Source organism: Shewanella inventionis (assembly GCF_019931735.1).
In the GTDB taxonomy this organism is placed as follows: domain Bacteria; phylum Pseudomonadota; class Gammaproteobacteria; order Enterobacterales; family Shewanellaceae; genus Shewanella; species Shewanella inventionis.
Genome location: NZ_CP082926.1, coordinates 647,768 through 665,891, shown reverse-complemented (window position 1 = coordinate 665,891; position 18,124 = coordinate 647,768). Strand labels below are relative to the sequence as shown.

At 43.9% G+C, this 18,124-nt stretch carries 17 protein-coding genes and 2 rRNA genes; 6 read left to right on the top strand and 13 right to left on the bottom strand.

Annotation, left to right across the window (positions count from 1 at the left end):
- Positions 1–29: 29 nt before the first annotated feature.
- The 6 genes from K8B83_RS03175 to K8B83_RS03145 form a co-directional block, all read right to left on the bottom strand.
- Positions 30–2,935, bottom strand: a 23S ribosomal RNA gene (locus K8B83_RS03175).
- A 395-nt stretch (positions 2,936–3,330) separates the two neighbouring features.
- A 16S ribosomal RNA gene (locus K8B83_RS03170) occupies positions 3,331–4,873 on the bottom strand.
- Together the 16S and 23S rRNA genes form the textbook arrangement of a ribosomal RNA operon.
- Before the next feature lie 548 nt (positions 4,874–5,421).
- Positions 5,422–6,000 (bottom strand): TlpA family protein disulfide reductase, encoded by a 579-nt coding sequence (locus tag K8B83_RS03165; protein WP_188740682.1) that lies wholly within the window; start codon positions 5,998–6,000, stop codon positions 5,422–5,424.
- 19 nt (positions 6,001–6,019) lie between these two features.
- Complete coding sequence (nrfF, locus tag K8B83_RS03160; protein WP_188740683.1) at positions 6,020–6,499, bottom strand: heme lyase NrfEFG subunit NrfF; 480 nt, start codon at positions 6,497–6,499, stop codon at positions 6,020–6,022.
- Positions 6,499–7,053, bottom strand: a complete 555-nt coding sequence (locus K8B83_RS03150; protein ID WP_188740684.1) for a DsbE family thiol:disulfide interchange protein — start codon at positions 7,051–7,053, stop codon at positions 6,499–6,501. The genes nrfF and K8B83_RS03150 overlap by 1 nt, the downstream gene beginning before the upstream one ends.
- Before the next feature lie 15 nt (positions 7,054–7,068).
- Positions 7,069–9,039: a heme lyase CcmF/NrfE family subunit gene (locus K8B83_RS03145; protein WP_188740685.1), complete on the bottom strand. Its 1,971-nt coding sequence runs from the start codon at positions 9,037–9,039 to the stop codon at positions 7,069–7,071.
- Between the two features lie 407 nt (positions 9,040–9,446).
- Here K8B83_RS03145 and ccmI point away from each other — a divergent pair, with 407 nt between their 5' ends.
- Positions 9,447–10,700, top strand: coding sequence for a c-type cytochrome biogenesis protein CcmI (gene ccmI, locus K8B83_RS03140; protein WP_188740686.1), 1,254 nt, complete (start codon positions 9,447–9,449; stop codon positions 10,698–10,700).
- 74 nt (positions 10,701–10,774) lie between these two features.
- Here the strand turns inward: ccmI and K8B83_RS03135 are convergent, their stop codons facing one another.
- Positions 10,775–11,068: a c-type cytochrome gene (locus K8B83_RS03135; protein ID WP_188740687.1), complete on the bottom strand. Its 294-nt coding sequence runs from the start codon at positions 11,066–11,068 to the stop codon at positions 10,775–10,777.
- A 323-nt stretch (positions 11,069–11,391) separates the two neighbouring features.
- Here K8B83_RS03135 and ccmA point away from each other — a divergent pair, with 323 nt between their 5' ends.
- Genes ccmA through ccmE form a run of 5 tightly spaced genes read left to right on the top strand, consistent with a single transcriptional unit; the run spans position 11,392 to position 14,176 of the window.
- Positions 11,392–12,042 (top strand): cytochrome c biogenesis heme-transporting ATPase CcmA, encoded by a 651-nt coding sequence (gene ccmA, locus K8B83_RS03130; RefSeq protein WP_188740688.1) that lies wholly within the window; start codon positions 11,392–11,394, stop codon positions 12,040–12,042.
- A gap of 9 nt (positions 12,043–12,051) precedes the next feature.
- Entirely contained in the window at positions 12,052–12,738 is a 687-nt protein-coding gene (gene ccmB / locus K8B83_RS03125; protein WP_188740689.1) for a heme exporter protein CcmB, read from the top strand.
- Positions 12,739–13,485: a heme ABC transporter permease gene (locus tag K8B83_RS03120; RefSeq protein WP_188740690.1), complete on the top strand. Its 747-nt coding sequence runs from the start codon at positions 12,739–12,741 to the stop codon at positions 13,483–13,485. It begins immediately after the preceding gene.
- Positions 13,485–13,685 (top strand): heme exporter protein CcmD, encoded by a 201-nt coding sequence (ccmD, locus tag K8B83_RS03115; RefSeq protein WP_188740691.1) that lies wholly within the window; start codon positions 13,485–13,487, stop codon positions 13,683–13,685. Before K8B83_RS03120 ends, ccmD begins: the two co-directional genes overlap by 1 nt.
- The gene (ccmE, locus tag K8B83_RS03110; RefSeq protein WP_188740692.1) at positions 13,682–14,176 is read left to right on the top strand and encodes a cytochrome c maturation protein CcmE; all 495 of its coding nucleotides are present in this window, start codon (positions 13,682–13,684) and stop codon (positions 14,174–14,176) included. The genes ccmD and ccmE overlap by 4 nt, the downstream gene beginning before the upstream one ends.
- 834 nt (positions 14,177–15,010) lie before the next feature.
- On the opposite strand, the gene rplQ is transcribed toward ccmE, so the two are convergent.
- The 6 genes from rplQ to rpmJ all read right to left on the bottom strand — a co-directional run bounded on the left by rplQ (position 15,011) and on the right by rpmJ (position 18,112).
- Positions 15,011–15,406, bottom strand: coding sequence for a 50S ribosomal protein L17 (rplQ, locus tag K8B83_RS03105; protein ID WP_160056416.1), 396 nt, complete (start codon positions 15,404–15,406; stop codon positions 15,011–15,013).
- 40 nt (positions 15,407–15,446) lie between these two features.
- Positions 15,447–16,436 (bottom strand): DNA-directed RNA polymerase subunit alpha, encoded by a 990-nt coding sequence (locus tag K8B83_RS03100; protein WP_160056417.1) that lies wholly within the window; start codon positions 16,434–16,436, stop codon positions 15,447–15,449.
- Positions 16,437–16,460: 24 nt separating this feature from the next.
- Complete coding sequence (gene rpsD, locus K8B83_RS03095) at positions 16,461–17,081, bottom strand: 30S ribosomal protein S4 (RefSeq protein ID WP_160056419.1); 621 nt, start codon at positions 17,079–17,081, stop codon at positions 16,461–16,463.
- Positions 17,082–17,113: 32 nt separating this feature from the next.
- Complete coding sequence (rpsK, locus tag K8B83_RS03090; protein WP_011635661.1) at positions 17,114–17,506, bottom strand: 30S ribosomal protein S11; 393 nt, start codon at positions 17,504–17,506, stop codon at positions 17,114–17,116.
- Between the two features lie 17 nt (positions 17,507–17,523).
- On the bottom strand, positions 17,524–17,880 hold the full coding sequence (gene rpsM, locus K8B83_RS03085; protein WP_011635660.1) for a 30S ribosomal protein S13: 357 nt from the start codon (positions 17,878–17,880) through the stop codon (positions 17,524–17,526).
- A gap of 118 nt (positions 17,881–17,998) precedes the next feature.
- Positions 17,999–18,112: a 50S ribosomal protein L36 gene (gene rpmJ, locus K8B83_RS03080; protein WP_006083579.1), complete on the bottom strand. Its 114-nt coding sequence runs from the start codon at positions 18,110–18,112 to the stop codon at positions 17,999–18,001.
- Between the last annotated feature and the right edge of the window lie 12 nt (positions 18,113–18,124).

Here is an 18,124-nt window from a genome sequence, read left to right as displayed (position 1 = left end):
TAAGTATTAGTAAAACCCATCTGGGTTGTATGGTTAAGCCTCACGGGTCATTAGTACAAGTTAGCTCAACGCCTCACAACGCTTACACACCTTGCCTATCAACGTAGTAGTCTCCTACGGCCCTTTAGAGGTCTTAAAGACCTAGGGATGACTCATCTTAGGGCTCGCTTCCCGCTTAGATGCTTTCAGCGGTTATCGATTCCGAACGTAGCTACCGGGCAATGCTATTGGCATAACAACCCGAACACCAGCGGTTCGTCCACTCCGGTCCTCTCGTACTAGGAGCAGCTCCCTTCAATCATCCAACGCCCACGGCAGATAGGGACCGAACTGTCTCACGACGTTCTGAACCCAGCTCGCGTACCACTTTAAATGGCGAACAGCCATACCCTTGGGACCGACTTCAGCCCCAGGATGTGATGAGCCGACATCGAGGTGCCAAACACCGCCGTCGATATGAACTCTTGGGCGGTATCAGCCTGTTATCCCCGGAGTACCTTTTATCCGTTGAGCGATGGCCCTTCCATTCAGAACCACCGGATCACTATGACCTACTTTCGTACCTGCTCGACGTGTATGTCTCGCAGTTAAGCTGGCTTATGCCATTGCACTAACCGTACGATGTCCGACCGTACTTAGCCAACCTTCGTGCTCCTCCGTTACTCTTTGGGAGGAGACCGCCCCAGTCAAACTACCCACCAGGCACTGTCCCTAACCCCGATAAGGGGTCCAGGTTAGAACATCAAAACTACAAGGGTGGTATTTCAAGGACGACTCCACTCAGACTAGCGTCCAAGCTTCAAAGTCTCCCACCTATCCTACACATGTAGGTTCAATGTTCAGTGCCAAGCTATAGTAAAGGTTCACGGGGTCTTTCCGTCTAGCCGCGGGTATACGGCATCTTCACCGCAATTTCAACTTCACTGAGTCTCGGCTGGAGACAGCGTGGCCATCATTACGCCATTCGTGCAGGTCGGAACTTACCCGACAAGGAATTTCGCTACCTTAGGACCGTTATAGTTACGGCCGCCGTTTACCGGGGCTTCGATCATGAGCTTCTCTTGCGATAACCCAATCAATTAACCTTCCGGCACCGGGCAGGCGTCACACCGTATACGTCATCTTGCGATTTTGCACAGTGCTGTGTTTTTGATAAACAGTTGCAGCCACCTGGTATCTGCGACTCCCAGCAGCTTAGAGAGCAAGTCTCATCACCGCCAGGAGCGTACCTTCTCCCGAAGTTACGGTACCATTTTGCCTAGTTCCTTCAGCCGAGTTCTCTCAAGCGCCTTGGTATTCTCTACCCGACCACCTGTGTCGGTTTGGGGTACGATTTCTACTAACCTGAAGCTTAGAAGATTTTCCTGGAAGCATGGCATCAACTACTTCATCACCTTAGTGACTCGTCATCAGCTCTCGGCATTACTCATTAAAGAGTGATTTCCCGGATTTGCCTAAGAAATCTACCTACCACCTTAAACGCGGACTACCAACGCCGCGCTAGCCTAGCCTTCTCCGTCTCTCCATCGCAGTTAGCAGAAGTACAGAAATATTAATCTGTTTCCCATCGATTACGCCTTTCGGCCTCACCTTAGGGGTCGACTCACCCTGCCCCGATTAACGTTGGACAGGAACCCTTGGTCTTTCGGCGAGGGAGTTTTTCACTCCCTTTATCGTTACTCATGTCAGCATTCGCACTTCTGATACGTCCAGTGTGGGTTACCCCTTCACCTTCAACCGCTTACAGAACGCTCCTCTACCGCGCACTTCTAATGAAATGCACCCGTAGCTTCGGTGGTATGTTTAGCCCCGTTAAATCTTCCGCGCAGGCCGACTCGACTAGTGAGCTATTACGCTTTCTTTAAATGATGGCTGCTTCTAAGCCAACATCCTAGCTGTCTAAGCCTTCCCACATCGTTTCCCACTTAACATACACTTTGGGACCTTAGCTGACGGTCTGGGTTGTTTCCCTTTTGACGACGGACGTTAGCACCCGCCGTCTGTCTCCCGAGTAGTACTCATTGGTATTCGGAGTTTGCAAAGGGTTGGTAAGTCGGGATGACCCCCTAGCCTTAACAGTGCTCTACCCCCAATGGTATTCGCTCGAGGCGCTACCTAAATAGCTTTCGAGGAGAACCAGATATCTCCCGGTTTGATTGGCCTTTCACCCCCAGCCACAAGTCATCCGCTCATTTTTCAACATAAGTCGGTTCGGTCCTCCAGTTGATGTTACTCAACCTTCAACCTGCCCATGGCTAGATCACCGGGTTTCGGGTCTACGCCTTGCAACTAAACGCGCAGTTAACACTCGGTTTCCCTACGGCTCCGCTATTCGCTTAACCTCGCTACAAAACGTAAGTCGCTGACCCATTATACAAAAGGTACGCAGTCACGGTCTCAAGTACCGCTCCCACTGCTTGTACGTATACGGTTTCAGGTTCTATTTCACTCCCCTCACAGGGGTTCTTTTCGCCTTTCCCTCACGGTACTGGTTCACTATCGGTCAGTCAGGAGTATTTAGCCTTGGAGGATGGTCCCCCCATATTCAAACAGGATGTCACGTGTCCCGCCTTACTCGTTTTCATCTATGGTTAGTTTTCATGTACGGGGCTATCACCCTGTGCCGCTGTGCTTTCCAACACATTCCACTAACACCCCATAGACTTAAGGGCTAATCCCCGTTCGCTCGCCGCTACTAGGGGAATCTCGGTTGATTTCTTTTCCTCTGGGTACTTAGATGTTTCAGTTCCCCAGGTTTGCCTCTTAACGCTATGTATTCACGTTAAGATACTCACTTATGTGAGTGGGTTCCCCCATTCGGACATCGTTAGCTCAAATGCTTGTTACTAGCTCGCCAACGCTTTTCGCAAGTTACTACGTCCTTCATCGCCTCTGACTGCCAAGGCATCCACCGTATACGCTTAGTCACTTAACCATACAACCCAAATGAGTTTCACTTGAGCTATATTGCAACTAGCTGGTTTTTACTTTGATAATTCATGCACTTTCGCACACGAAATCGCCTTAGTTTTAGAATATTCAAGACACTTAAACAGTGTTTTGAGAACTCAATGTTTAATACACCACCTTATACAAAGTCATGCATCAAACGATTTGCAATTAATCACATGACAGACTCATGCAATTAACTACTATCAGCTTTCCAAATTGTTAAAGAACAACACTTAACCGGCTCGCGGTGTGTTTCACTCTACTTCCGAAGAAGTTAACAAGTAATCTGTGTGAACACTCAAGCACACGGATGTGCTGTGTGCAATAAACGCACGGATGCAGTTTATTGCCTACCAAGCATTGAGTTAGTCGTATAGGTAAGGAGGTGATCCAGCCCCAGGTTCCCCTAGGGCTACCTTGTTACGACTTCACCCCAGTCATGAACCACAAAGTGGTGAGCGTTCTCCCGAAGGTTAAACTACCCACTTCTTTTGCAGCCCACTCCCATGGTGTGACGGGCGGTGTGTACAAGGCCCGGGAACGTATTCACCGTAGCATTCTGATCTACGATTACTAGCGATTCCGACTTCATGGAGTCGAGTTGCAGACTCCAATCCGGACTACGACGAGCTTTGTGAGATTAGCTCCACCTCGCGGCTTTGCAACCCTCTGTACTCGCCATTGTAGCACGTGTGTAGCCCTACTCGTAAGGGCCATGATGACTTGACGTCGTCCCCACCTTCCTCCGGTTTATCACCGGCAGTCTCCCTAGAGTTCCCACCATTACGTGCTGGCAAATAAGGATAGGGGTTGCGCTCGTTGCGGGACTTAACCCAACATTTCACAACACGAGCTGACGACAGCCATGCAGCACCTGTCTTAGAGTTCCCGAAGGCACAATCGCATCTCTGCAATCTTCTCTAGATGTCAAGAGTAGGTAAGGTTCTTCGCGTTGCATCGAATTAAACCACATGCTCCACCGCTTGTGCGGGCCCCCGTCAATTCATTTGAGTTTTAACCTTGCGGCCGTACTCCCCAGGCGGTCTACTTAATGCGTTAGCTTGAGAGCCCAGTGTTCAAGACACCAAACTCCGAGTAGACATCGTTTACGGCGTGGACTACCAGGGTATCTAATCCTGTTTGCTCCCCACGCTTTCGTGCATGAGCGTCAGTCTTTGTCCAGGGGGCCGCCTTCGCCACCGGTATTCCTCCAGATCTCTACGCATTTCACCGCTACACCTGGAATTCTACCCCCCTCTACAAGACTCTAGTTCGCCAGTTCCAAATGCAATTCCCAGGTTGAGCCCGGGGATTTCACATCTGGCTTAACAAACCGCCTGCGCACGCTTTACGCCCAGTAATTCCGATTAACGCTCGGACCCTCCGTATTACCGCGGCTGCTGGCACGGAGTTAGCCGGTCCTTCTTCTGTAAGTAACGTCACAGCTAACGAGTATTAATCGTTAACCTTTCCTCCTTACTGAAAGTGCTTTACAACCCGAAGGCCTTCTTCACACACGCGGCATGGCTGCATCAGGGTTTCCCCCATTGTGCAATATTCCCCACTGCTGCCTCCCGTAGGAGTCTGGGCCGTGTCTCAGTCCCAGTGTGGCTGATCATCCTCTCAGAACAGCTAGGGATCGTCGCCTTGGTGAGCCATTACCTCACCAACTAGCTAATCCCACCTAGGTTCATCCAATCGCGAAAGGCCCGAAGGTCCCCTCCTTTCCCCCGTAGGGCGTATGCGGTATTAGCAGTCGTTTCCAACTGTTATCCCCCTCGACTGGGCAGATCCCTAGGCATTACTCACCCGTCCGCCGCTCGCCACCTCAGGAGTAAACTCCCTTGTGCTGCCGCTCGACTTGCATGTGTTAGGCCTGCCGCCAGCGTTCAATCTGAGCCATGATCAAACTCTTCAATTAAAGTTTTTTGAGACAAAGTCTCAGCTCAATGAATTCTGATTGCTTATCTCACCAAAGTGAAACAAGTCTTTTGTACATATTGCTATGAACATTCATCATTCTCATTTAAGAGAAAAACATTGAGTTTAAATTTTTTGATTGCCTACATTCCGAAGAACAAGAAGACAATTTCGAATAACTCAATACCTGTGAATGTCCACACAGATTTCTTGTTTAGATTGTTAAAGAGCGTTACTAATACCAAAAGAATCAATCTTTCGCTTAGCGGCCGTTGACGCCAGGTCGTTGGCTTGGGCTGCGTATTCTACGCTTTCCCATCTTCGCGTCAAGTGTTTTTTCAAACTTTCTTTTCGCTGTTGAATTTAATGTTTTGAAGCACTTGATTCAACCTAACTCGGTGATTGCTTTCGCTGTCTGCCGTGTCAGTGGATGCGCATTATAGGGAGCTAAAACTTTAGTGCAAGCGCTTTTTTAATAAAAAAGGATCGCTTGGCGATCTTTTCACCAAAAACGATCCTTTTGAGCTTTTTAAATGTTTATTTGTCGGTTTATTGAGCTTTTTTATCGTTCGTGAGGAATTGGTTCAAATAATCTATTGTATTTTCGTCATCCCAATCTACATATGAACGAACATAGGCCACCAGCTCACCTTGTTCATTTAAAATAAATGTTGCTGGTATAGTGTCTAGAGGGAATACATCACGCAATTGTTGCTTAGGATCAAAATGAGATTCAAATGCAGATAAACCGAGATCAGCCAAGAATGGATTGACGACGTTTGAGTCAGCATCTATTGAGATAGGCAGTAACACAAATTGCTCATTATTGAGTGTTTGATTTAAACGATGTAATGCTGGAAGCTCTCTTACACACGGTGGGCACCATGTCGCCCAAAGGTTTACTACTATTACCTTGCCTTTGTAATGGCCAAAGTTAACCTGTTGTCCAATTGCATTGGTAAAGTCTACAAGCGCAATGGGAAACGGTTGCGGTAGTATATTTATTCGCTCAAGAGTTGACTGGGTGGCTTGCTTACTTTGTGCTTGCATACCTGGGTACGCATTTAATGTATTTGGCAAGCTTATCATCAATAAAGTAAATAAGATTGCCGCAAGCCACTTATTCATTGTTACTCCAAATGGTTATTTACTTAGACTTGCTCTTATTGAGTAGTGCATCGAGTTCTGCCTGCTGCTCTGGTGTAAGAGACACTGTTTCTGACGGCTGTATACGTTGCCTACGGATAAAAATAAAACCAATAAGCAAACCAAATACTAGGAGACCAAACGGTCCTAACCATAAAACATAAGTTTTAGAATCAAGTTTTGGCTTATACAACACAAAATCACCATAGCGGCTGGTCATGAAGTCGATAATTTCAGGATCTGACTTACCACTGTCTACCATTTTGTATACTTCAAGACGTAAATCTTGGGCGACTGGTGAATTTGAATCGACTAGGTTTTGATTTTGACACTGTGGACAACGTAATTGATGCGCCAGTGACAATGCCCGCTGTTGATTTTCAGTTGTTTTAAATTCGTATGTATCTACTGGTGTGGCTATAACTGACGCAGCAAATAATACACTGGCTAAACAAATAAATAATTTAGTGATGATGTTCATTAAGATGCCCCATCGGCTTTCGCTTCAGTTTGGAGTTGTTGGATCATTGGGTATAGCGTTTGTGTCCACACAGTTTGATCAATGGGCCCTGCATAGCGATAACGAATAATGCCATTGTGATCGACAATAAATGTTTCTGGGGCACCATACACACCCAAATCAAGACCCAACCTGCCGTCTTTATCAAAAACATTGAGCGTGTAAGGATCACCTTCTGTTTTTAGTTCCTTGATTGCTAGTGCTCGATCGTCACGATAATTGATTCCGTAAATAGGCAACAAATTACGTTTTGATAGCATCATCAAATACGGATGCTCATACTTACACGCTGGGCACCATGTTGCCCAAAAGTTAAGCATAGTGACTTTACCAACGAGATTTTTCTCTGTGATCATTTCACTTGCGGCTTCAAGTCGTTCAAGTTGGAAAGCCGGGATAGGCTTTCCTTCTAATGCTGAATCGAGCACTTTAGGATTAAGAAATAATCCTTTGTATAAAAACACGCCCATACCTAAAAAAATGACAAGAGGTATAAACAGTACAAACTTCTTCATAGTGTCTCCGTGTGACTATGCTGTCGCTAATTTTGCTTTTGTAGCTTCTTCTTTTGCAGTCTGTTTAACACGATAACGCTTATCAGATGCTGCAAGGAAACCACCCACCATCATAAAGATTGAGCCAAACCATAACCAACGAACAAATGGCTTATAATTAAGGCGGACAGCAAATTCAGTTAAGCTTATTGGATCACCCATTGTCACATATAGATCACGGAATAAACCCCAATCAATACCGGCTTCAGTCATGTCCATGGTACGCACATTGTATTGACGGCGATCGGGCTTTAGTAATGTGATGAATTCATCATCTTTATAAATCTCAATCTGTCCTTGTTGAGCAGTATAGTTAGGACCGACTACATTTTTGGTTTCTAAATATTTAAAGGTATATCCAGCCAATTCTTGTGAAACACCGGGTCCCATACGTACACTCTTTTCAATAGAGTAATTAGACACCATGGTTGCACCCAGCACAGAAACTGCAATACCCAAATGCGCAATAATCATACCTAGCTGGCTACGGCCCATTCTGCTGAGGCTAATACCACCTTCTTTAGGACTTACTATGTTATAAGCGGCACGTAGAGTAGACAACAGGATCCAGACGGTTGCAGCTACACCACACATAACCCAAGCATTAAACTCGCCACCAACAACAAATGGAACTACCACACCAACGATTAATGAGATGATTGCTGGTAGTAAAAGTTGTCTTTTAATTTCACCCGCTTTCGATTTTTTCCAGCGAATAATTGGGCCAATCCCCATAAAACCAAACAGTACAAGCACAATAGGCACAAATACGGCGTTAAAGTATGGCGGTCCAACTGAAATTTTACCCATGCCTAACGCATCGATTAGTAGTGGATATAGTGTCCCTAGTAACACAGTGCCTGCGGCTACAGTAAGTAGCACGTTACAGATAAGCAGCATGGTTTCTTTTGATTTAAGTTCAAAACGCGCAGGGCTACTCATTTCACTAGCTCTGAATGCAAACAGCGTTAACGAACCACCAACAGCAAGGCCTAGCAATAGTAAGATAAATAAGCCACGACTTGGGTCTGCAGCAAATGAATGCACAGATGTTAGTACACCAGAACGAACAATAAAGGTACCTAACAAACTTAATGAGAATGCAAAGATAGACAGTAAAACAGTCCAGTTGCGGAATGCGCCACGCTTTTCAGTCACAATTAATGAATGAACTAAAGCGGTTCCCACCAGCCAAGGCATAAATGATGCGTTTTCTACTGGATCCCAGAACCACCAGCCTCCCCAACCTAATTCGTAGTAAGCCCACCAAGAACCTAACGAAATACCACCCGTTAAGAATATCCAAGCAGCGAGTGTCCATGGGCGACTCCAGCGTGCCCATGCAGAATCAAGTCTGCCACTCATTAACGCAGCAATTGCAAACGCAAAACATACAGAGAAGCCAACATAACCCAAATACAGCATTGGAGGATGGAAAATAAGCCCAACATCTTGCAACATTGGATTTAAGTCTCGACCCTCTAATGGAATTGGAAAAATTCGTTCAAATGGGCTAGATGTTAATATCATAAAAAGAGTAAAACCAACCACAATCATCGCCAATACCGATAATACACGGGCCGTAAATACCTCTTCTAAACCTTTGCTAAATAGAGCAACTGAAGCAGCCCAGACAGACAAGGCAAATACCCAAAACAGTAATGACCCTTCGTGTCCGCCCCACACTGCAGCAATTTTAAAGAAAATAGGCAATTGAGAATTTGAATGATGTGCAACATATGCCACCGAAAAATCATCAGTAGCAAAGCTGTAGGCTAAAGTAATAACCGAGAATGTGATAAAGAAAAACATGCCGTAAGTTAGAGGCCAAGCATAACGAACAAGATACTGATCTTTTCGAGCTGAACCATATAACGGCACGCTAGCTAACAGTAAAGCAAAAGCTAAACCGAGAATAAGCGAGAAATGTCCAAGTTCTGGAATCATGGGTATTCCTTAGTCTAAATAATTAAGTGGATCTGAACAAACCACGGCAACATCAATCAATGCGTCAAAACTAATATACGCACATTAGCTTAAACGAATTTTAAATCATTTTAGAACTTGCTATTGCATCTGTCTGCCCTTTTCGTACAAAACTGGGTCACTAGTCTCATAATGGACAATCAACTGCGTAAAATGGATAGCGTTCTGCATGTGACCTAAACATAAAATGAAAGTTTCATTGAATTTACTAAACACTTTCAATCTGTGAACCAGTACGCAACTCTCAGGATTTAGATTCATATCTCCCGTATATTACTATTCAATTAATAATCTTTACGTATAATCAACATTCCAAGCACTGCGGTAATGCCGCATTTTCAGTTAACCTAAAAGTGAATATTGACACAATGACCACATTTTGGATTTTTATTGCGCTTGTCGTACTCATCGGCCTAATCATGATTTGGGTTCCTCACTTTCGCCAACAAAAGCTTCTTCACGCCGAAGAAGCTGGCGTTCGTAGACAAACGAACCTTGAGCTTTATGGTGAACGGTTGACCATACTCGAAAAAGAGTTACAAGATGAGCTATTAGATAAAGCCGAATTTGACGCACTCAAAAAAGAACTTGAAATCAACTTACTGCAAGATATGAAACAAGAAGGCGATGACTCGCTTGATGTGGCGATTAAACCTAAAAGTGCATTATGGCCTGCATTCATGACTGTCTGTTTACTTGCTATTTCAGGTTACTTCTACCAACAACTTGGAGCTTATAACGAACTGGCAAATCCACCCCAAGCCAACAACCCACATCAAGGAATGGATCCTGCGCAGATAATGTCGCAGCGAGTACAAATGATGGAAGCTCAAGTCCAATCTGAGCCTGAAAATAGCCAAGCCTGGTTTAGTTTAGGCCATGCATATGTATCAGCCAATCAATACGATAAAGCTGTAGCAGCATTTGATAAAGTGATGGCGTTAGTTGGTACACATGCTGAATTATTGGGCCCTAAAGCCACCGCACTGTATTATAAAGCAGGCCAAAAGATCACCCCTGAGATCCAATCAATTATTGACCAGTCTTTATCTTTAGATGCACAAGATCCCTCCACACTATTATTAGTTGGTATGGATGCTTTCTTTACTGCCGAGTACACTAAGGCAATTGAAGCTTGGCAAATGATCTTAGACAGCGACCGTAACGATGTTGATCGCACCGCATTAATGAATGCGATTGAGTCGGCTAAAATGCGTATGGGTGACAGCGCTAATACAATGCCAAATGACGAAAACCATAAAGGTATGGCGGCAGCCAATGCCAACACACTTGCTATTGAAGTGTCCATTTCAAATGAACTTGCAGACAAAGTAAGCGACACAGATGTCGTATTTATCTTTGCTCGTGCAACTCAAGGTCCAAAAGTGCCATTAGCTGCAACAAAAATTAACGCTGCAAACCTACCTGCAACGATTACTCTAGATGACAGCACTTCAATGGGCGGCGATATGAAACTAAGCTCCGTAAAAGAAGTGGAAGTCATTGCGGTTTTATCTAAAAACGGCAGTGTAAAACCACAAACAGGAGATCTAAAAGGCAGTATTGACGCTATTGCGGTTGGTAGCAACGCCAAGCTAATGTTAGATACTTTAGTACAGTAAGCACTAAGCTAACATCAGAAACACACACCCATAAAAAAACCGGCTATTAAGCCGGTTTTTGGTTTAGTCGAAAATTACTTAGACATAAACTCGATAGCTTTTTTGTAATCATCGTCAGTACAATCTGTACACATACCACCTGGTGGCATTGCATTTAAACCAGATTTTACAGAACCCACTAAGGCATCTAAACCTTTAGCTAGACGTGGTTCCCAAGCAGCAGCATCATGAACCTTTGGCGCACCGGCCACACCCATGCTGTGACATACTTGACACGCTTTATTGTAAATAGCTTCACCTTCTTGAGCAAACACATTCGCAGACAAAGTTAATGCAGCTACTGCAGTCATTGCTAACAATTTTTTCATGTTCAACGTTCCTAATTGCAAATATACAAAGCTTAACGCTGCCCTTGATTTAGAAGGCAGACTCTTTTTAGCAACACTAGATTACTACAAATAGCAAAAAAACTCATCTTTTTGTGATAACAATCTCAGCTTAGTCTCTAAATCAAGACAATCTGGCTAGTTCAGGTAATATATTAGTAATTGTTGAAAAAGTTCAATTGGTATCGTTTTTTTTGGAACCATATCAAATTGCTAGCACTTAGTCTGAGACAAAGCTAAACCGATAAATACCTTTGTGTTAATATCTTTTCGAATTCATCCTCACGCGTAAACAAGAGGGATAAGTGACCAAGTCAAATCAATCAAACGCATTGTTAAGTGCCAACGAATTAACCTGTATCCGGGAAGAGCGCATACTATTTGATGGACTCAGTTTTAATATCAACGCAGGTGATATCGTTCAAATTGAAGGTCCTAATGGCGCGGGTAAAACAAGCTTATTACGTATTATTGCAGGCCTATCTCGCCCATACGCTGGAGAAGTAAAATATGCCGGTGAAGATATCACTCGTTGTCGCGATGAGTTTAATCATGATTTACTATATTTAGGCCATTTAGCGGGTGTTAAAAGTGAACTTACAGCAGAAGAAAATCTTAACTTCAATTTAAGAATCAGTGGCTATGATAACTTTGATACTACGGCTTTGCTGGCAAAAGTTAACCTCGCAGGATTTGAAGAAGCACTAGCTGGTCATTTGTCTGCGGGACAACATCGGCGAACTGCACTAGCAAGATTACAACACAGTGATTGCAAGATCTGGATTTTAGACGAACCCTTTACCGCTATTGATAAAAAAGGCGTAGAAGAGTTAGAACAGTTATTTATGCAACACGCAAAATCTGGGGGATGTGTCATTTTAACCACACATCAAGATATGAGCATCATAGGCGATGACATACTACGCAAAATCACTCTTGACTATCGCTTTGTATAAGGTATCTGAATGAAACGAGGAATAAGTTATACCACGGCATTCATGACGCTACTACAGCGTGATCTACGCATTGCCATCCGCCACCGTGGTGACATTTTTAATCCATTATTATTTTTTATATTGGTTGTGACCTTATTCCCTCTTGGGATAGGACCAGAACCACAGGTATTAACTCGCGTAGCACCAGGCATTATCTGGGTAGCGGCACTGTTAGCTTCTATGTTGTCACTTGAGCGCTTATTTAAAGCCGACTACAGTGATGGCAGTTTGGAGCAAATGCTATTAAGCCCTCAACCTTTAGTAATTCTTGTATTAGCAAAAGTGTTCGCACATTGGATTCTAACAGGTGTTCCGTTAATTTTAGTTGCACCACTATTAGCTGTGTTACTGCATTTAGACAGCAATAGCTATGTTGCGCTGATGGCCACACTCGCGCTTGGAACACCGGTATTATCTTTACTTGGTGCAATAGGCGTGGCTTTAACTGTCGGCCTAAGAAAGGGTGGCGTGCTATTAAGTTTGTTGATTTTACCTTTATACATTCCAGTGTTAATTTTTGCGACCAGCGCAATTGACTCTGCAAGTATAAATTTACCCTACACCGGCCAGCTTGCGATTATTGGCGCGATGTTAATTGGATCATTAATTATGGCGCCATTCGCTATTGGCGCATCTTTAAGAGTGAGTACAAACTAAATGTGGAAATGGCTAAACTCATACGCTGATCCTGAGCGTTCTTATAAACTTGCAGGAACCTTTTTGCCATGGTTTGTTTGTTTGGCAATTGCGTTAATAGGTGTTGGAACGACCTGGGGTCTATTGTTTGCACCCATGGATTACCAACAGGGCGATAGCTTTAGGATTATCTATATCCATGTTCCAGCAGCCTCAATGTCAATGGCTGCCTATATGGGCATGGCAACCGCATCATTCATCGGTATTGTTTGGCAAATTAAAGCTGCAGATTGGGCCGCAGCCTCTATTGCGCCTATTGGGGCTGTAATTACGTTTATTGCTCTATTTACTGGTGCTGCATGGGGAAAACCTATGTGGGGCACTTGGTGGGTTTGGGATGCACGATTAACCTCAGAGCTTGTATTGCTGTTTTTGTATCTCGGGGTCATTGCGCTTTATGCCTCATTTGAAGATAAAGTATTGGCTGCGCGTGCAGCAGGCATTTTAGCCATTGTAGGGGTTATTAATATTCCAATTATTAAATATTCTGTCGATTGGTGGAGCAGTTTACATCAACCGGCAACGATCAAGATCACTGAAAAATCGACTATGACGGGTGACATGTTATACCCGCTTCTGATCAACATAGTTGGGTTTGGTATGATGATAGGCGCAATTACACTCGTTAGATTTAGAGCGGAAGTATTAGCCCGAAATGGTATGCGCCCTTGGGTAAGAGAATTGGCAACACAAGAGGTGTCTAAATAATGCAATTTGATTCAATGAGTGACTTTTTAAACATGGGAGGTTACGCCTTCTATGTGTGGTTAGCTTATGGTGTAACCTTTAGCAGTTTAGCCATTTTAATCATCTCTAGTGCACGTAGAAAGCGTAAAGTGTTAACAGAAATTGCGAGCAAACAAGCTCGCGAAGAAAAACTGAAAGAATCAAGAGGTAAAAAACAATGAACCCAAGAAGAAAGAAACGTCTTACATTAGCCGTTGCGCTAATTGCAGGTGTTGCTGCAGTTGCGTCATTGCTCTTGTACGCATTAAATTCAAATCTGAATTTGTTTTATACACCTTATGAAATAGTTAACGGTAAAAACGATACAGGTGTCATGCCAGAAGTTGGCCAGCGCATTCGTGTCGGTGGTATGGTTACGGTTGGATCAATGAAACGAGACCCAAATAGTTTACATGTAGAATTTGCCGTTCACGATTCAGCCGGTGGCGAAATTATTGTGACTTATGATGACCTATTACCGGACCTATTCCGTGAAGGGCAAGGAATTGTTGCCCAAGGGGTTTTAGTTGAATCAGGGAAATTAGAAGCAAGTGAAGTACTTGCTAAGCATGATGAAAACTATATGCCTCCTGAGGTTGCTGAAGCTATGGGGCAAAAACACGAAAAGTTAGACTACTCAGAGCAGAAACCATCTGAAGGTTATCAATACTAATATCGCCAACATCTAAATGACCTCTAAATGCCAATCACTTGATTGGCATTTTCATATCTGCTTGTCTGCTTGTCTGCTTGTCTGCTTGTCTGCTTGTCTGCTTGTCTGCTTGTCTGCTTGTCTGCTTGTCTGCTTGTCTGCAAAACGATAATAAAGCCGCTAATAAAAAAGTGAAATAAACTATGTTGTAATTACAATAAGGATAAATAAGCGATCTGAGATTGCATGGGAAAAATCACTTAAAATAAAGCAGAACTTACAACGAGCAAGTTGTTCTTTCAAAATTGCTAACGAGTTGTAATCGGTTTTAACCAGTAAAATAATCACATTGTTGTGCTGATTGGCATAACTATAACAGTGTGTGTAGTACGTATAAGGCAGTAGCAAACACAAGGCAAACAAATTATACGGCACTAAATAAGCAACAAGGGTAGGAACGATATTTTGTGTGTATTATCAGTCTAATACTAAACAATGGATCAATGTTAGATTTCAAACTTACCATTACAAATGATGAACTCTTTACACAACTTGTCGAACTCTCACCTGTTTGCAATGACTTAGATGTAGTCATAACAGCTGTAATTAGGTTAGTTGCATGCATGAAAGGAAAAACTTAGCTAAGGCTTTCTAAATTTACAGTGATGTAGATACAACACTAAAGCGGTATAAAGCACTGTGTAATCAAATGGCGCCCACCAGATGGATTCGAATAAAAATGAATATAAAATCTAAGACTAATAAACGCCAATCATAATATTGATGATCAACAAGGCTAGAAATAAGCATAAAAAAACCGAGCCTAAGCTCGGTTTTTAATTGAGTAATTAGAAATTACTCTGCAGCTTCAACTTCTACAGCTTCAGCAGCTTCAGGGCGTCCTACTAACTCGATGTAAGCCATTGGGGCTTTATCACCGGCACGTAGACCGCACTTAAGAATACGGGTATATCCACCAGGACGTTCCTGGAAGCGTGGACCCAATTCAGTAAATAACTTACCTACAACTTCAGCGTCGCGGGTACGAGCGAAAGCTAAACGGCGATTTGCAACGCTGTCTACTTTAGCTAGTGTTATTAGAGGCTCAACAACGCGACGCAGTTCTTTCGCTTTAACAGTAGTTGTCTTGATAATCTCATGACGAACTATTGAACAAGCCATGTTACGGAACATAGCTTGACGGTGACTGCTGTTGCGGTTTAGTTGACGACCACTCTTACGATGGCGCATGACCTAATCCTTATAACCTAAATCTGTACTAACCTGAGACTTATAGGTCGTCTGCTAAACTAGCCGGTGGCCAGTTTTCTAGACGCATACCTAACGACAGTCCGCGAGATGCTAAAACGTCCTTGATTTCAGTAAGAGACTTCTTACCTAAATTAGGGGTCTTAAGTAACTCAACTTCAGTGCGTTGTACAAGATCTCCGATGTAATGAATCGCTTCGGCTTTTAAACAGTTAGCCGAACGTACAGTTAGCTCTAAATCGTCGACAGGACGCAGCAAAATCGGATCAAACTCCGGTTTCTCTTCTACAACAGCCTGCTCAGTAACATCACGAAGCTCAACAAACGCATCTAGCTGTTCAGCTAAAATTGTTGCAGAACGACGAATTGCTTCCTCAGGATCGATAGTACCATTTGTGGTCATATCAATCACAAGTTTATCTAAGTCAGTGCGCTGTTCTACACGAGCAGCTTCTACATTATATGCAATGCGAGCTACAGGCGAGAATGAAGCATCAACCAACAGGCGACCAATCGGGCGATCGTCGTCTTCAGTTTGTGCACGAGCCGAAGCTGGCACATAACCACGACCACGCTCAACGCGGATACGCATGCTGATATCATTATTACCAGTCAAGTGACAGATAACATGATCAGGATTCATAATGGTAACATCACCATCATGTGTGATATCTGCTGCTGTAACAGGGCCTGTGCCGGACTTGCTTAATGTAAGCAAAGCCTCGTCTTTACCCTCGATAGTCACTGCTAATCCCTTAAGATTAAGCAATATCTCAAGGATATCTTCTTGTACGCCTTCCTTACTGCTGTACTCATGCAGTACGCCGTCAATTTCGACTTCAGTAACTGCACAGCCAGGCATAGACGACAATAGGATGCGACGCAACGCGTTACCTAAGGTATGGCCAAAACCACGTTCGAGTGGCTCTAGTGTAACTTTGGCGCGAGTTGAATTAACCTGCTCAATATCAACGAGACGCGGTTTAAGAAATTCTGTAACAGAACCCTGCATTGTGTCCTCTCTTGTTTGTTAGCTTTACTTAGAGTAAAGCTCGACGATCAGCTGTTCGTTAATATCCGCAGACAAATCGCTACGTTCTGGAATACGCTTGAAAGCACCTTCCATTTTCGCACTGTCGACTTCTACCCATGTAGGCTTTTCGCGTTGACCAGCCACTTCTAAAGCCGCTTTAATACGAGCTTGAGTGCGTGACTTTTCACGGATGCTTACAACATCATTCGCAGACACTTTGAATGACGGAATGTTAACAACACGACCGTTAACCATAACTGATTTATGGCTTACTAGCTGACGTGATTCTGCACGTGTAGAACCGAAACCCATACGATAAACAACGTTATCTAGGCGGACTTCTAAAAGTTGTAATAGGTTTTCACCAGTATTACCTTTTAAGCGTGCTGCTTCTTTGTAGTAGTTACGGAATTGCTTTTCTAGCACACCGTAAATACGACGAACTTTTTGTTTCTCGCGTAGCTGTAAACCGTACTCTGACAAACGTGGCTTACGAGCGCCATGTTGTCCAGGTGCAGCTTCTAGCTTACACTTCGAATCGATTGCTCTCACACCGCTTTTTAGGAAAAGGTCTGTACCTTCTCTGCGGCTGAGCTTGAGCTTAGGACCCAAGTATCTTGCCATGATCTTTCTCCAACTATCCTATATACGCAGTGTTATACACGACGTTTTTTAGGTGGACGACAGCCATTATGAGGGATAGGCGTCACATCGGTAATGTTAGTAATTTTATAACCAACAGCGTTCAGCGCACGAATGGCTGATTCACGACCTGGACCTGGACCCTTCACGAAAACTTCAAGGTTTTTAACACCGTAGTCTTGAGCAGCAATACCTGCACGCTCAGCAGCAACCTGTGCAGCGAATGGTGTTGATTTACGTGAACCACGGAAACCAGAACCACCTGAGGTAGCCCATGACAACGCATTACCTTGACGATCTGTAATGGTGACAATTGTGTTGTTGAAAGACGCATGGATATGAGCCATGCCATCTGCAACCTGTTTACGTACGCGCTTACGCGGAGAACGTGACGGAACTTTAGCCATTGTGGTTTACCTTCCCGTTACTTTCTGATTGGTTTACGTGGACCTTTACGCGTGCGCGCATTGGTCTTAGTACGTTGCCCACGAAGAGGCAGGCTACGACGATGGCGGAGACCACGATAACAACCAAGGTCCATAAGACGCTTGATGTTCATTGAAATCTCACGACGCAAGTCACCTTCTACAGTGTATTTGGCGACTTCTTCGCGTAGGATATCTATTTGAGCTTCGCTCAATTCCTTGATCTTAGCGTCTTCAGCAATTGACGTAGATGCGCAGATTGCTCTAGCGCGTGTACGACCAATACCAAAGATTGCAGTCAATGCAATGACTGTGTGCTTTTGATCAGGAATGTTAATGCCAGCGATACGGGCCACTATGCACTCCTTAAAGTTAAAGGCCATCTGCGAAAAGCCCGAAAGGATACTCGACAGACGACAGATTTGCAAACAATATTTTTGGTCAGCCCATTATTGAGCTGACCAAACTTCTTTCTTAGCCTTGACGCTGTTTGTGTTTTGGTTCAACACAGATAACGCGCACAACGCCACTACGCTTGACGATCTTGCAATTACGGCAGATCTTCTTCACGGAAGCTCGAACTTTCATTTCATCACTCCG